The 13086-nt window shown below is 72.1% G+C and carries 13 protein-coding genes and 3 tRNA genes; 14 read left to right on the top strand and 2 right to left on the bottom strand.

Annotation, left to right across the window (positions count from 1 at the left end; all coding sequences use genetic code 11):
- Positions 1-38: 38 nt before the first annotated feature.
- From gyrA to FHX73_RS13015, 8 genes are all read left to right on the top strand, one after another.
- Positions 39-2657, top strand: a complete 2619-nt coding sequence (gene gyrA, locus FHX73_RS13045; protein WP_425461379.1) for a DNA gyrase subunit A — start codon at positions 39-41, stop codon at positions 2655-2657.
- Positions 2658-2798: 141 nt separating this feature from the next.
- Complete coding sequence (locus FHX73_RS13040; RefSeq protein ID WP_246213498.1) at positions 2799-3485, top strand: DUF3566 domain-containing protein; 687 nt, start codon at positions 2799-2801, stop codon at positions 3483-3485.
- Positions 3486-3752: 267 nt separating this feature from the next.
- Entirely contained in the window at positions 3753-5093 is a 1341-nt protein-coding gene (locus FHX73_RS13035; protein WP_145905164.1) for an SAM-dependent methyltransferase, read from the top strand.
- A 65-nt stretch (positions 5094-5158) separates the two neighbouring features.
- Positions 5159-5232: transfer RNA gene (locus FHX73_RS13030), tRNA-Ile, on the top strand.
- A gap of 139 nt (positions 5233-5371) precedes the next feature.
- Positions 5372-5445: transfer RNA gene (locus FHX73_RS13025), tRNA-Ile, on the top strand.
- A gap of 98 nt (positions 5446-5543) precedes the next feature.
- Positions 5544-6311 carry a protein phosphatase 2C domain-containing protein gene (locus FHX73_RS13020; RefSeq protein WP_145905163.1) on the top strand — a complete coding sequence of 256 codons (768 nt, stop codon included), beginning with the start codon at positions 5544-5546 and terminating at the stop codon, positions 6309-6311.
- A 312-nt stretch (positions 6312-6623) separates the two neighbouring features.
- Positions 6624-6752: a DLW-39 family protein gene (locus tag FHX73_RS45585; RefSeq protein WP_211786189.1), complete on the top strand. Its 129-nt coding sequence runs from the start codon at positions 6624-6626 to the stop codon at positions 6750-6752.
- A 152-nt stretch (positions 6753-6904) separates the two neighbouring features.
- Positions 6905-6977, top strand: a tRNA-Ala gene (locus FHX73_RS13015).
- A 70-nt stretch (positions 6978-7047) separates the two neighbouring features.
- Here FHX73_RS13015 and FHX73_RS13010 read toward each other — a convergent pair.
- Positions 7048-7806: a DUF5324 family protein gene (locus tag FHX73_RS13010; RefSeq protein ID WP_145905162.1), complete on the bottom strand. Its 759-nt coding sequence runs from the start codon at positions 7804-7806 to the stop codon at positions 7048-7050.
- A 141-nt stretch (positions 7807-7947) separates the two neighbouring features.
- Here FHX73_RS13010 and FHX73_RS13005 point away from each other — a divergent pair, with 141 nt between their 5' ends.
- A complete protein-coding gene (locus FHX73_RS13005) occupies positions 7948-8472 on the top strand; it encodes a peptidylprolyl isomerase (RefSeq protein WP_145905161.1) in 525 nt (174 codons plus the stop codon).
- A 113-nt stretch (positions 8473-8585) separates the two neighbouring features.
- The gene (locus FHX73_RS13000; RefSeq protein WP_145905160.1) at positions 8586-9491 is read left to right on the top strand and encodes a rhomboid family intramembrane serine protease; all 906 of its coding nucleotides are present in this window, start codon (positions 8586-8588) and stop codon (positions 9489-9491) included.
- A gap of 263 nt (positions 9492-9754) precedes the next feature.
- Here FHX73_RS13000 and crgA read toward each other — a convergent pair whose 3' ends face one another.
- Positions 9755-10006, bottom strand: coding sequence for a cell division protein CrgA (gene crgA, locus FHX73_RS12995; RefSeq protein WP_145905159.1), 252 nt, complete (start codon positions 10004-10006; stop codon positions 9755-9757).
- 163 nt (positions 10007-10169) lie between these two features.
- On the opposite strand from crgA, the gene FHX73_RS12990 reads away from it, so the two are divergent.
- The 4 genes from FHX73_RS12990 (at position 10170) to FHX73_RS12980 (ending at position 13085) form a co-directional block, all read left to right on the top strand.
- Complete coding sequence (locus tag FHX73_RS12990; protein WP_211786187.1) at positions 10170-10952, top strand: DUF881 domain-containing protein; 783 nt, start codon at positions 10170-10172, stop codon at positions 10950-10952.
- Between the two features lie 114 nt (positions 10953-11066).
- Positions 11067-11240, top strand: coding sequence for a hypothetical protein (locus FHX73_RS44640; RefSeq protein WP_170304907.1), 174 nt, complete (start codon positions 11067-11069; stop codon positions 11238-11240).
- Positions 11241-11320: 80 nt separating this feature from the next.
- Positions 11321-11983 carry an aminodeoxychorismate/anthranilate synthase component II gene (locus FHX73_RS12985; RefSeq protein WP_145905158.1) on the top strand — a complete coding sequence of 221 codons (663 nt, stop codon included), beginning with the start codon at positions 11321-11323 and terminating at the stop codon, positions 11981-11983.
- A 10-nt stretch (positions 11984-11993) separates the two neighbouring features.
- On the top strand, positions 11994-13085 hold the full coding sequence (locus FHX73_RS12980; RefSeq protein WP_246213497.1) for a class E sortase: 1092 nt from the start codon (positions 11994-11996) through the stop codon (positions 13083-13085).
- The last annotated feature ends 1 nt before the right edge of the window (position 13086 follow it).

Raw genomic sequence — 13086 nt, 5'->3', positions numbered from 1 at the left:
GCACACCCCAGTCACGCGTGAAAGGAAACTGACCACCAGTGGTCGACGACAACCGTCCCGACGGCGGGCAGCCGGACACCGGCTCCACCGACACCTTCGTCAGCCGGATCGAGCCGATCGAGCTCGAGACCGAGATGCAGCGCTCCTACCTCGACTACGCGATGAGCGTGATCGTCTCCCGCGCGCTGCCCGAGGTCCGCGACGGCCTCAAGCCGGTGCACCGCCGGGTGCTGTACGCCATGTACGACGGCGGGTACCGGCCGGAGAAGGGCTACTACAAGTGCGCCCGCGTGGTCGGCGACGTGATGGGCAACTACCACCCGCACGGCGACACCTCGATCTACGACACCGTGGTGCGCCTGGCCCAGCCCTGGTCGCTGCGGATGCCGCTGGTGGACGGCAACGGCAACTTCGGCTCGCCGGGCAACGACCCGGCGGCGGCGATGCGCTACACCGAGTGCAAGCTGATGCCGCTGGCCATGGAGATGATGCGCGACATCGACGAGGACACCGTCGACTTCGCCGCCAACTACGACGGCCGCTCGCAGGAGCCGACCGTCCTGCCGGCGCGCATCCCCAACCTGCTGGTCAACGGTGCCACCGGCATCGCGGTCGGCATGGCCACCAACATCCCGCCGCACAACCTGCGCGAGGTGGCCTCCGGCGCGCTCTGGGCGCTGGAGCACCCGGACGCCTCCAACGAGGAGCTGCTCGAAGCGCTGATCGAGCGGATCAAGGGCCCGGACTTCCCGACCGGTGCGCTGATCGTCGGCCGGCGCGGGATCGAGGAGGCCTACCGCACCGGCCGCGGCTCGATCACCATGCGCGCCGTGGTCGAGGTGGAGGAGATCCAGGGCCGCCAGTGCCTGGTGATCACCGAGCTGCCGTACCAGGTGAACCCGGACAACCTCGCGCTGAAGATCGCCGACCTGGTGAAGGACGGCCGGATCGCCGGCATCGCCGACGTCCGCGACGAGTCCTCCTCGCGCACCGGCCAGCGCCTGGTGATCGTGCTCAAGCGCGACGCCGTCGCCAAGGTGGTGCTGAACAACCTCTACAAGCACACCGACCTGCAGACCAACTTCGGCGCCAACATGCTGGCCCTGGTCGACGGGGTGCCGCGCACCCTCTCGCTGGACGCCTTCATCCGGAACTGGGTCAACCACCAGGTCGACGTGATCGTCCGGCGCACCCGGTTCCGGCTGCGCAAGGCCGAGGAGCGGGCGCACATCCTGCGCGCGCTGCTCAAGGCGCTGGACATGATCGACGAGGTGATCGCGCTCATCCGCGCCTCGGAGTCGGCCGACGCCGCCCGCAGCGGCCTGATGAACCTGCTCACCATCGACGAGCTGCAGGCCAACGCGATCCTGGAGATGCAGCTGCGCCGCCTGGCCGCCCTGGAGCGGCAGCGGATCATGGACGAGCACGACGAGCTGCAGCGGAAGATCGACGAGTACAACGCGATCCTGGCCTCCCCGGCCCGGCAGCGGGAGATCATCTCCGAGGAGCTCACCGCGATCGTCGAGAAGTTCGGCGACGAGCGGCGCTCCACCCTGATCCCCTCGGACGGCGACCTGTCGATCGAGGACCTGATCGCGGAGGAGGACATCGTCGTCACGATCACCCGTGGCGGCTACGTCAAGCGGACCCGCTCCGACCTCTACCGTTCGCAGAAGCGCGGCGGCAAGGGCGTGCGCGGTGCCCAGCTGAAGCAGGACGACATCGTCGACCACTTCTTCGTGACCACCACGCACAACTGGATCCTGTTCTTCACCAACAAGGGCCGGGTCTACCGGGCCAAGGGCTACGAGCTGCCGGACGCCGGCCGGGACGCCCGCGGCCAGCACGTGGCCAACCTGCTGGCCTTCCAGCCGGAGGAGCACATCACCCAGGTGATGGCGGTGCGCACCTACGAGGACAAGCCCTACCTGGTGCTGGCCACCCGCGAGGGCCTGGTCAAGAAGTCGCACCTCAAGGACTACGACTCGCCGCGCTCCGGCGGCCTGATCGCGATCAACCTGCGCACCGACGAGGACGGCCGGGACGACGAGCTGATCGGCGCCGAGCTGGTCTCCGCGGACGACGACCTGCTGCTGGTCTCCAAGAAGGCCCAGTCGATCCGGTTCACCGCCACCGACGAGTCGCTGCGGCCGATGAGCCGGGCCACCTCCGGGGTGAAGGGCATGGCCTTCCGGGAGGACGACGAGCTGCTCTCGATGAACGTGGTCCGTCCGGGCACCTTCGTCTTCACCGCGACCGACGGCGGCTACGCCAAGCGGACCTCGGTGGACGAGTACCGGCTCCAGGGCCGGGGCGGCTTCGGCACCAAGGCGGCGAAGATCGTCGAGGGCCGGGGCTCGCTGGTCGGCGCGCTGGTGGTCGAGGAGACCGACGAGATCATGGCGATCACCCTCTCCGGCGGCGTGATCCGCACCAGGGTTTCCGGCGTTCGTGAAACCGGACGTGACACCATGGGCGTCCAACTGATCAACCTCGGAAAGCGCGACGCGGTGGTGGGCATGGCCCGCAACGCGGAGGCCGAGGAGGACGAGGCGGCCGACGACGTCGATGGCGTCGACGGAGTCGAGTCCGCCGTGGAGGGCGAGGATGTGGCGCAGGCCGCAGTCGAGCCGTCCGAGGGCACTGAGCAGGCCTGATACCACTCGGGCAGCCGGCGTCCCGCCGAATCGGCGGGACGCCGGCTGCCCCGGTTACGGGTTTCTCAGCTTGATGCCGCACAGTGGAGTGTCAACCGGGACGCGGCCGCGCCCCGGTGAGGAACTGCGGGAGGATCCAGAGTGAGTGGGACCACGGGTGCTGCGGGAGGTGCCGCGCCGGGCGGTGCGCCGTACGGAGGTGTTCCGCAGCCGCCGGCCGAGCACCCGGCGGCGTCCACCTCGCTGATGTCCGCGATGGGCTCCAACGTCCCGCCGCCGCCGAACGCGCCGGCCCCCGGGGCGGGCGGCTACTCGCAGCCGACCACCTACACCAAGGGCCAGCCCCGCGGCGGTCGCGCCGGCGGCGCGCCCGCGGGCCCCGGCCCGGGCGCTCCGCGCCGGCCGGCCCCGTCCGCGCCCGCGCAGCAGGGCGGCGGCGGCGCGATGGGTCGGCTGCGCAAGGCCCGGCTGCGGGTGGTCAAGGCCGACCCGTGGTCGGTGATGAAGGTCAGCTTCCTGCTGTCGCTGGCGATCGGCGTGATCATGATCGTGGCCGCCGCGGTGCTCTGGACCACCCTGGACTCGCTGGGCGTCTTCGACTCGGTCGGCAAGACCCTCAAGGACGTCACCGGCTCCGGCACCGGCGGCACCGGCGGCATCAACATCATGGACTACGTCGGCTTCGGCACGGTGATCACCTACACCGCGCTGATCGCCGTGGTGGACGTGGTGCTGCTGACCGCCCTGGCCACCCTCTCGGCGTTCATCTACAACGCGGCGGCCGGCTTCACCGGCGGCATCGAGCTGACGCTCGCCGAGGAGGAGTGATCCGGCCAACCCGCCGGTGATCTGACTGAAAGTCACTCGGTACGAACCAGCTTCGCCGAATGCGGCATAGCGGGTCCCACTCGGTTGTTCGACCGGGAGGGGCCCGCTTCGTCATTCGGGTGACTGCTCTCCGGGCCCCGGCGTGCCGCCGGGGCCCGGAGTCGTCGTTCCGGATTGGCTGGTGCGGCCGCCCGCACGGTCACCGGTACGGGTTCGAGGGGCGGCCGGCTCGGCGCTCGGCTGCCCCCAGTTGCGCGGAGGTTCCTGATGGCACAGATCGCACCGCAGCTCGTCGAGGCGCTGGAGGGGCTGCTCGGCAGCCGGCTCCCGTTCCGCCTCCAGGCCTGGGACGGCAGTTCGGCGGGGGCGCCCGAGGGCCCGGTGCTGGTGCTGCGCAACCGGCGGGCGCTGCGCCGGCTGCTCTGGGCCCCCGGCGAGCTCGGCCTGGCCCGGGCCTACGTCTCCGGCGACCTGGAGCTCGGCCCCGGCGAGGACCTGTACGCGGTGCTGAGCGAGGTGGCGCAGTTCGTCGACCGGCCGGAGATCCGCGACCTGCACCTGGGCCCGCGCGACCTGACCGGCCCGGCCGGGCGGCGGGCGCTCGGCGCGCTGGCCCGGGTCGGCGCGCTCGGCCCGCAGCCCGCGCTGCCCCCGGAGGAGGCCCGCCAGCAGGGCCTGCTCCACAGCCGCGGCCGGGACCGGACGGCGATCAGCCACCACTACGACGTGGGCAACGACTTCTACCGCCTGGTGCTCGGCCCCTCGATGGTCTACTCCTGCGCCTACTGGACCCCGCAGGGCCGCAGCCTGGAGGACGCCCAGGCCGCCAAGCTCGACCTGATCTGCCGCAAGCTCGGCCTGCGGCCCGGCCAGCGGCTGCTGGACGTGGGCTGCGGCTGGGGCTCGCTGGTGCTGCACGCGGCCGAGCACTACGGGGTGCGGGCGGTCGGCGTCAGCATCTCCGCCGAGCAGGTCGCGCTGGCCCGGCAGCGGGTCGAGGCGGCCGGACTGGCCGACCGGGTGGAGATCCGGCTGCAGGACTACCGGGAGATCCCTGACGGTCCGTACGACGCGATCTCCTCGGTCGGCATGGCCGAGCACGTCGGCAGCGCCCAGTACCGGGTCTACGCCGAGGGCCTGTACGGCCTGCTGGCCCCGGGCGGCCGGCTGCTCAACCACCAGATCGCCCGCCGCCCCGACCAGCCCGGCGCGGCGCACAGCACCAGCGACTTCATCGACCGCTACGTCTTCCCGGACGGCGAGCTCTCCCCGGTCGGCAGCACCGTCGCCAGCCTGGAGGAGGCCGGCTTCGAGGTGCGCGACGTCGAGGCGCTGCGCGAGCACTACGCGCTGACCCTGCGGGACTGGGTGGCCAACCTGGAGGCGAACTGGGCCCAGGCGGTCCGGCTGGCCGGCCGCGGCCGGGCCCGGGTCTGGCGGCTCTACATGGCCGCCTCCGCGCTGGCCTTCGAGGAGAACCGGATCGGGATCAACCAGGTGCTCGCCGTCCGCACCGCCGGCCGCGGCGAGAGCCGGCTGCCGGCCACCCGGGAGCAGTGGCTGGTCCGTTCCGCCGATCCTGAGCTGCGGGTTGCCAACCAGGGGTAGCCGCGGGGCCGCCGGTATCGATTTGGGGGATCGGGCATCGGTCCGCTAATCTTTCAGTGCGGCAAGGGCCTATAGCTCAGACGGTTAGAGCGCTTCCCTGATAAGGAAGAGGCCACAGGTTCAAGTCCTGTTAGGCCCACCTGCGGAGGAGCCCGCCGACTCATCGGAGTCGGCGGGCTTTCTCGTTGCCGCACGCCAACGGCCCGCAGCGGTGAACGGCCGTGGGCGGACCGGGAAACCGGAACCCGCTCCGGTCCGCTAATATTTCGGTCCAGCGAGGGCCTATAGCTCAGACGGTTAGAGCGCTTCCCTGATAAGGAAGAGGCCACAGGTTCAAGTCCTGTTAGGCCCACCGCGATCGCGGCCCCGGACGGTTCACCGTCCGGGGCCGCGCTGTTCTACCGTGGCTCCCGGTTGAGGAACGGGGACGGCGCGGGAGAGGAGCCGCGGATGCGGATCGAGTACCTGACCGAGGCGATGCCGGGCGGCCGGGGCAACGAGGACTTCGTGCTCGCCGGGGACGGCTTCGCGGTGCTGCTGGACGGGGCCACCGCGAGCGGGTCCGAGACCGGCTGCGTGCACCAGGTGTCCTGGGTGGCCCGGCGGCTCGGCGCGGAACTGGCCCGGATCCTGGTGGCCCGACCGGAACTGTCGCTGCGTGAGGTCCTGCGGGCCGGCGTGACGGCGCTGCGGGAGCTGCACGGGGACGGCTGCGACCTGACCAACCCGGACAGCCCCTCGGCCACCGTGGCGATGGTCCGCTGGGGGAGCGGGCGGCTGGACCACCTGGTGCTGGCCGACTCGCCGGTGCTGGTCGAACTGGCCGACGGCGAGCTGCTGACGGTGCTGGACGACCGTGTCGAACGTCTCCCCGCCTACGACCGCGCCACCGTCGCCCGGCTGCGCAACGCCCCCGGCGGGTTCTGGGTGGCGAGCACCCGCCCGGAGGCCGCCGACCAGGCGCTCACCGGCTCGCACCCGCTGGCCGGGGTGCGCCGCTTCGCGGTGCTGACCGACGGGGTGTCACGGCTGGTGGAGCGGTACGGCTGGAGCTGGCGGGCACTGCTGGACGGCTTGGCGCAGGGCGGCCCGGCGCAGCTGCTGGCAGCCGTCCGGGAGGCCGAACTGGCCGATCCGCCGGGCCGCTTCGCCGGCAAGCGGCACGACGACGCCACGGTGCTGTTCGGCCGCCCCGACCCGGCGGACCTGGTGGGTTGACCGGGAGCGGATCGCCGGGCGCGCAGCGGCCGTTCGAGGACCGACACGCCCGGGCGGGGGACGCCGCCCGCCGGGGGCCGGGGGGAGCTGGTGCCGGATGCGGACGCTGCGCCGTCAAACTGTCGGCAAGGACCGCCGGTTGGGCCCCCGATAGCCGGTCTCGAACAGGACACGGGTGTGTATCATCGGCCGCAGGGCAGTGCGGTCCTGCGACCGCAGGCCCGCCCTGAACATTCGAGGCTCGCCACCCCGGCCGCTCGGTCGGGACCCTTGTGGTCGGGCCGACCCAGCTGAGAAGGACGAGGTCCCGCGGTGAAGAAGCTCCTCCTGGTCGCCCTGGTCGCCCTCGGCGGCTTCTTTGTCTACCGTCAGGTCCAGGCCGACCGCGCCGAGCAGGACCTGTGGACCGAGGCCACCGACCCGATCCCGGCCGGCCGCTGATCCTCCCCCGGCCGCAGGCCGGGAAGTGATCCCCCGGCCCGCCACGGCCGGGGGCACGGCATCGCCCCTGGTCCGGTGCGGGCCGGGAACCTGCGCACGAACTCCGGTGGACCCGGTACGCTGTTGTCCGACGGCGACCCAGGGTTCGCCGCGGGGCTTTAGCTCAGTTGGTAGAGCGCTGCCTTTGCAAGGCAGATGTCAGGAGTTCGAGTCTCCTAAGCTCCACAGCCCAGCAGTACGCCGATGGCCGGCACCGTTCCCACGGTGCCGGCCATCGGCGTTCTCCGACGGTCCGTCAGACCTGCTCGGGCCCGTCCGGCTCCTCCCTGGTGCCGGCCGGCCCGGAGCCGTTCGGGCCGGAGGCGCCCGGGGTGCCGGGAGTGCCCTCGCCGCCCGCCGCGGTGGCGCCGGCGGGGCGCGAGACCGGGTGCAGCGGGTCCGGCGGGCTCTGCACCTCGGGCGGCTCGACCAGCCACTGCGGCTCGCTGCGCCGCCGGCACCAGCCCCAGGCCAGCAGGCCGCCGCCGATCGCCAGCAGGCCGGCCACCGCGAGCAGCCGGCCGGAGCGGGCGCGGCGGTGGCAGGCGCGCTGGTTCCGCTCGGCCAGCCGGCCGATCTGCTCGGCGCTCACCCGGCCCTGCAGCGCCGTCAGCGCGGCCGTGCCCCGGGCCTGTGCCTCCTGCACCACGGGGACCGCGGCGGCCCGCGCGTGGTCCGCGGAGTGCCGGGCGGCCAGGGCGGCCTCCTGGGCCCGGTGCACGGCCTTCAGCGCGCTCTCCTGACTCTTCGGCGGGAGCGCGGCGAAGGCCTGTCCGACGCGCGGGGCGACGTGCCTGACGTACCCCTCGCGGGCCGAGGCGGCGGCCTGGTGCCCGCCGCTGCGGGCCTGTTCGGCCGCCGCCCCCAGAGCCGGCCCGAGCCGCTGCCTGGCCTCGTCGGCGTACTGCGCGGCGGTCTCCCGGGCCGTGGCCGCGTACGGGCCCAGGCTCTCCAGGGTCCGGCCGGCCGTCTCACGTGCGCCTTCCAAAGTGGGCATCGCGGGCAAATGGGTCACGAGGATCCTCCTCCAGGGCTTCGTACCAGGCACTTATCCACCTGATTGGAGATCATGCATCCCGATTTGTCCTTTTGCATGACAGGCTGGGCCGTCTGCCATGATGCTGAGGTCATTGATCCACAGAAGGAAGGCAACCTCGTGGCCGAGGAACTGTTCGCGACCCTCAAGACCAACCACGGCGACATCGTGGTGAAGCTCTTCCCGAACCACGCCCCGAAGACCGTGGCGAACTTCGTCGAGCTGGCCGAGGGCACGCGCGAGTGGACCGACCCGAAGACCGGCCAGAAGACCAACGCCAAGCTCTACGACGGCACGATCTTCCACCGGATCATCGAGGGCTTCATGATCCAGGGCGGCGACCCGCTGGGCCAGGGCATCGGCGGCCCGGGCTACAAGTTCGGTGACGAGTTCCACCCCGACCTGGCCTTCACCAAGCCGTTCCTGCTCGCCATGGCCAACGCCGGCCCGGGCACCAACGGCTCGCAGTTCTTCATCACGGTGGCCCCGACCACCTGGCTGACCGGCAAGCACACCATCTTCGGCGAGGTCTCCGACGAGGCCAGCCAGAAGATCGTCGCCGCGATCGCCGGCGTGCAGGTCGGCCGCAACGACCGCCCGGTCCAGGACGTGGTGATCGAGTCCGTCGAGATCAAGCGCGGCTGACTCCTGCCGATGCCCCTCGGGCGGCAGTAGCCTTGACGGTCCCGGTGCCCCGCCGCCCTGCGGCGGGCGCGCCGGGACTCGTCGTGTCGGGAGTCTCAGGAGGAACAGCCGCGATGGTCCAGGACGACCCGACCGGCCCGGTCGCACCCGCCGGAGCCACCGGACCCGCCGGGCACGCGCTGCCGCGCTGCTACCGGCACCCCGAGACGGAGACCGGGATCGGCTGCTCGCGCTGCGGCCGGCCGATCTGCCCGCAGTGCATGGTCGACGCCGCGGTGGGCTTCCACTGCCCGGAGTGCGTGCGCGGCCCCGAGGCGCGGGCGCAGAGCCGGGCCCAGGCGCCGACCACCCGGTTCGGCGGCCGGCTCACCGGGGACGGGGCGCTGGTCACCAAGGCCCTGATCGGGATCAACCTGGTGGTCTTCCTGCTGGCCGGCTACCTCTACAAGCCGCTGGCCGACGACTGGGTGCTCTACAGCTGGGCCTCCGGCGGTGCCCGGGCCGGGGTGGCCGACGGTCAGTACTACCGGCTGCTGACGGCCGTCTTCCTGCACACCGCGCCGCTGCACGTGGGTTCGAACATGCTGGCGCTCTGGTGGGTCGGGCCGAACCTGGAGCGGGTGCTCGGCCGGCTCCGCTTCCTGGCGCTCTACCTGGTCAGCGGGCTGGCCGGGAGCGCCCTGGTCTACCTGGTGTCGGGGAGCCTGGTCGCCTCGCTGGGCGCCTCCGGTGCGATCTTCGGCCTGTTCGGCGCCACCGCGGTGCTCTTCCGCGCGGCCCGGCAGCCGCTGGGCCCGGTGGTCGCGCTGATCGTCTTCAACCTGGTGATCACCTTCTCGGTGCCCGGGATCGACTGGCGGGCGCACATCGGCGGCCTGGTGGCCGGCGTGCTGACCGGGATCGGGCTGATGCACGCGCCGCGGGCCAACCGGAACCTGGTGCAGGCCGGCACGGTGGTGCTGATGCTGGCGGTGGTCGTCGGCATGGTGCTGGTGGAGACCGCCCGGCTGGGCGGCTGACCCTCGCACAGTTGTCCACAGTGTGCAGTGATTCGCACACCGTGGGTGCGGGACCGGTCTACGCGCGTCTCCCTGCGGCGTTACCGGGCGCTTGGGGATCGTCTCAGAGTTATCCACAGGCGGGGTGGACTTTTCCCCAGTGTGGATAACCGTGTGGACAAGCGGACGGTACGACCGCCGCGGTCCGGCGCCGGACAGCACTGCGAGCCGCCCCGCCCGGCACGGACGGAACGGCTCGCGGAACCCGGATCAGCGGGTCGGCGTTACTTCCACTGGGTGGAGACGCCGAACCCCGCCGCGATGAAGCCGAAGCCCACCAGGATGTTCCAGTTGCCCCAGGCCTGCACGGGCCAGCTGGCACTGGTCACGTAGTAGGTGACGATCCAGGCGAGGCCGATCAGGAACAGCGCCAGCATCACCGGGGCCACCCAGCCGCGGCCTGAACTGATCTTGACCGCGGTCGCCGTCGCGGGCGGGGTGTAGTCGGACTTCTTGCGGAGTCGAGACTTCGGCACGAGGGGCTCTCCTGTCGATGCGCTGTAAGACCGCGCAGGGTGCAGCGGGGCGGGGCGGCAGATGGCGGAGCCGGTCCGCAGCGGAGACCGCGAGGTACTCCGCACATGCCACCGGCGTCCGTTAGCGTAGTGGCTCGGCGGGTCGGAAGGAGATAAGGGTACGGTGCCGAATTCCGAGAATTCCGGGAAACCGGACCAACACCCCGCTTCCGGCCGCCGCAACACCACCCGAATTGTCGGTCGTGCCCTGACCTGCGGCGTCTTCGCCCTCGCCGGAGTGCTCTTCTACGTCAGCGCGCACGCCGCCCGGGGCATCGACCTGCGCACCGACAACTCCATGCTCAAGCTGGGCGACCTGATACAGCAGCGCAGCGACCAGAACCGGCAGACCCAGGCCGACAACTCGCAGCTCCAGCAGCGCGCGGACGCGCTCGCCCGGCAACAGGGGCGCAGTCCCGCCGACAGCGACCTGCTCGCGACCCTGCGCCAGCAGGCCGGCCTCGACCCGCTGCAGGGGCCGGGACTGACCGTCACCCTGAACGACGCGCCGCCCGACGCCACCGCCAGGATCCCCGGCGTCCCCGAGCCCGGGGTCAACGACCTGGTGATCCATCAGCAGGACATCCAGGCCGTGGTCAACGCGCTCTGGCGGGGCGGCGCGAGCGGCGTGCAGGTGATGGACCAGCGGCTGATCGCCACCAGCGCGGTGCGCTGCGTCGGCAACACCCTGCTGCTGCAGGGCCGGGTCTACTCCCCGCCGTACGTGATCCGCGCGGTGGGCCGCACCGACGGGCTGCGGGCCGCGCTGGACGGCGACCCGTCGATCCGCAACTACCTGCAGTACGTCGCGGCCTACGGGCTCGGCTGGAAGGTGCAGGAGAGCGGCGATCTGACGCTGCCCGGCTACACCGGCAGCACCGACCTGCACTCGGCCACCGGCCAGTAGCGCACGGCCCGGTAGCACGCCGCTCCGCCACCGGTCACCGGATCGGCCGCAGCAGGCCACGGGCGAAGGTTCGCGGTCTACTCTGGTCCCCACGGTCCGACTCAAGGGAGCAGCATGTACGGCTGGATCTGGCGCCACCTGCCCGGCAACACGCTGGTGCGCGCGATCATCTCGCTGTTGCTCGTGCTGGGCGTGGTCTACGTGCTCTTCCAGTACGTCTTCCCCTGGGCGGAACCGCTGCTCCCCTTCAATGACGTCACGGTGAACAACGGCGGAGGCCAAGGCTGACCGCCCGCACCCCCGCCGCACCCGTCCGAGCGCCGCTCACCGCGGCACCTCACCGCCGCACCTCACCGGAGTCAGCACCAATGGCCTCGCCCGTCACCGCCCCGCGGATCCTCGTGGTGGACAACTACGACAGCTTCGTCTTCAACCTGGTCCAGTACCTCTACCAGCTGGGCGCCACCTGCGAGGTGGTGCGCAACGACGAGCTGACGGTGGCTCAGGCGGTGCGCCGGGACGGCGACCGCGGCTACGACGGGGTGCTGCTCTCCCCCGGCCCCGGCTCGCCCGAGGAGGCCGGGGTCTGCATCGAGATGGTCCGGCACTGCGCGGCGACCGGGCTGCCGCTGTTCGGCGTCTGCCTGGGCCTGCAGTCCATCGCGGTGGCCTACGGCGCGGTGGTGGACCGGGCGCCCGAGCTGCTGCACGGCAAGACCTCGGCGGTCGAGCACGAGGACGGCGGCGTCTTCGCCGGCCTGCCCTCGCCGATGACCGCCACCCGCTACCACTCGCTGGCCGTGGAGCCGGACACCGTGCCGGCCGAACTGCTGGTCACCGCCCGGACCGAGAGCGGAGTCATCATGGGCCTGCGGCACCGCGAGCTGCCCGTCGAGGGCGTGCAGTTCCACCCGGAGTCGGTGCTCACCGAGGGCGGGCACCGGATGCTCGCCAACTGGCTGGCCGAGTGCGGGGACCCGGAGGCGGTCGGCCGCTCGGCCGGTCTCGCCCCGGTGATCGGCCGGGGCTGAGGTGACGGCGGTGCGCCCGGAGGGGCGCCAGGAGGAGTGGTACGGCGGCTACCAGCCGTACCCGCCGCAGCAGCCGCAGTACCCGCAGCAGCAGCCCGCCCAGCCGCAGTACCAGCAGCAGCCCGCCGCGCAGCCCGGCGCCGAGAGCGACGGCTGGGGCGTCTACCAGCAGGCCGAGCCCACCGGCTACCAGACCCCGGAGCCGGTCGAGCCGGCCCCCGAGTACCCCTGGCTGGCCGACCAGACCCTCCAGCTGCGGGTGGTCCAGCTGCCCGGCCAGCGGGCTGACGACGCGTCGGCGGCGCCCGCCGCGGCCGCGGAGGGCCGGCGCGCCCAGGGCCGGATGTCGATGCGCTCCGGCAACGGCCGGCGCCGGGCCGCCGGACGGCAGGCCCCGGTGGTGCGGCCCAAGGAGCGCAAGCGGGTGGTCGCCGCCCGGGTGCTCGGCGAACTCTTCATCACCACGGGCCTGGTGATGCTGCTCTTCGTGGCCTACCAGCTCTGGTGGACCAACGTGCAGGCCGACGCGATCGCCGACGGCACCCGCAACAAGCTGGAACAGCAGTGGAACAACCCGGCCGCCGCGCCCAGCGGCGGCCCGTCCGGCGCGGCCTCCCCGACCTTCGCGCCCGGCCAGGGGTTCGCCATCATCCACGTGCCGAAGATCGGCCTGACCGACCCGATCGCCGAGGGCACGGTGACCACCACCGTGCTCGACAAGGGCCTGGTCGGCCACTACACCGGCACCGCGCTGCCCTCCGACCCGGCCGGCAACTTTGCGGTGGCCGGCCACCGCACCACCCACGGGCAGCCGTTCAACCGGTTGGCCGAACTGCACCCCGGCGACAAGATCGTGGTGGAGACCGCCACCACCTACTACACCTACGAGGTCGAGGGCGGCATCCCGGAGACCCCGCCGAACAACGTCTCGGTGCTCAACCCGGTCCCCAAGGGCTCGCCGTTCACCCAACCGGGCCGGTACATCACGATGACCACCTGTACGCCCGAGTACAGCGCCCGGGGGCGGCTGATCGTCTTTGGCAAGATGATCGATGAACGACCCAGGAGCCAGGGGCAGCCGCCCGCGCTGACCAACTCCTGAT

Source organism: Kitasatospora viridis (genome assembly GCF_007829815.1).
GTDB lineage: Bacteria > Actinomycetota > Actinomycetes > Streptomycetales > Streptomycetaceae > Kitasatospora > Kitasatospora viridis.
Note: the sequence above shows the minus strand (reverse complement) of the source record. Positions and strands in the feature narration are given on the sequence as shown.

Excerpts from the sequence above, each read along its gene's own strand:
- FHX73_RS44640 (WP_170304907.1), top strand. The coding sequence starts at position 11,067 with ATGTACGGCTGGATCTGGCGCCACCTGCCCGGCAACACGCTGGTGCGC.
- FHX73_RS13000 (WP_145905160.1), top strand. The coding sequence starts at position 8,586 with ATGGTCCAGGACGACCCGACCGGCCCGGTCGCACCCGCCGGAGCCACC.
- FHX73_RS13035 (WP_145905164.1), top strand. The coding sequence starts at position 3,753 with ATGGCACAGATCGCACCGCAGCTCGTCGAGGCGCTGGAGGGGCTGCTC.
- FHX73_RS12985 (WP_145905158.1), top strand. The coding sequence starts at position 11,321 with ATGGCCTCGCCCGTCACCGCCCCGCGGATCCTCGTGGTGGACAACTAC.
- FHX73_RS13020 (WP_145905163.1), top strand. The coding sequence starts at position 5,544 with ATGCGGATCGAGTACCTGACCGAGGCGATGCCGGGCGGCCGGGGCAAC.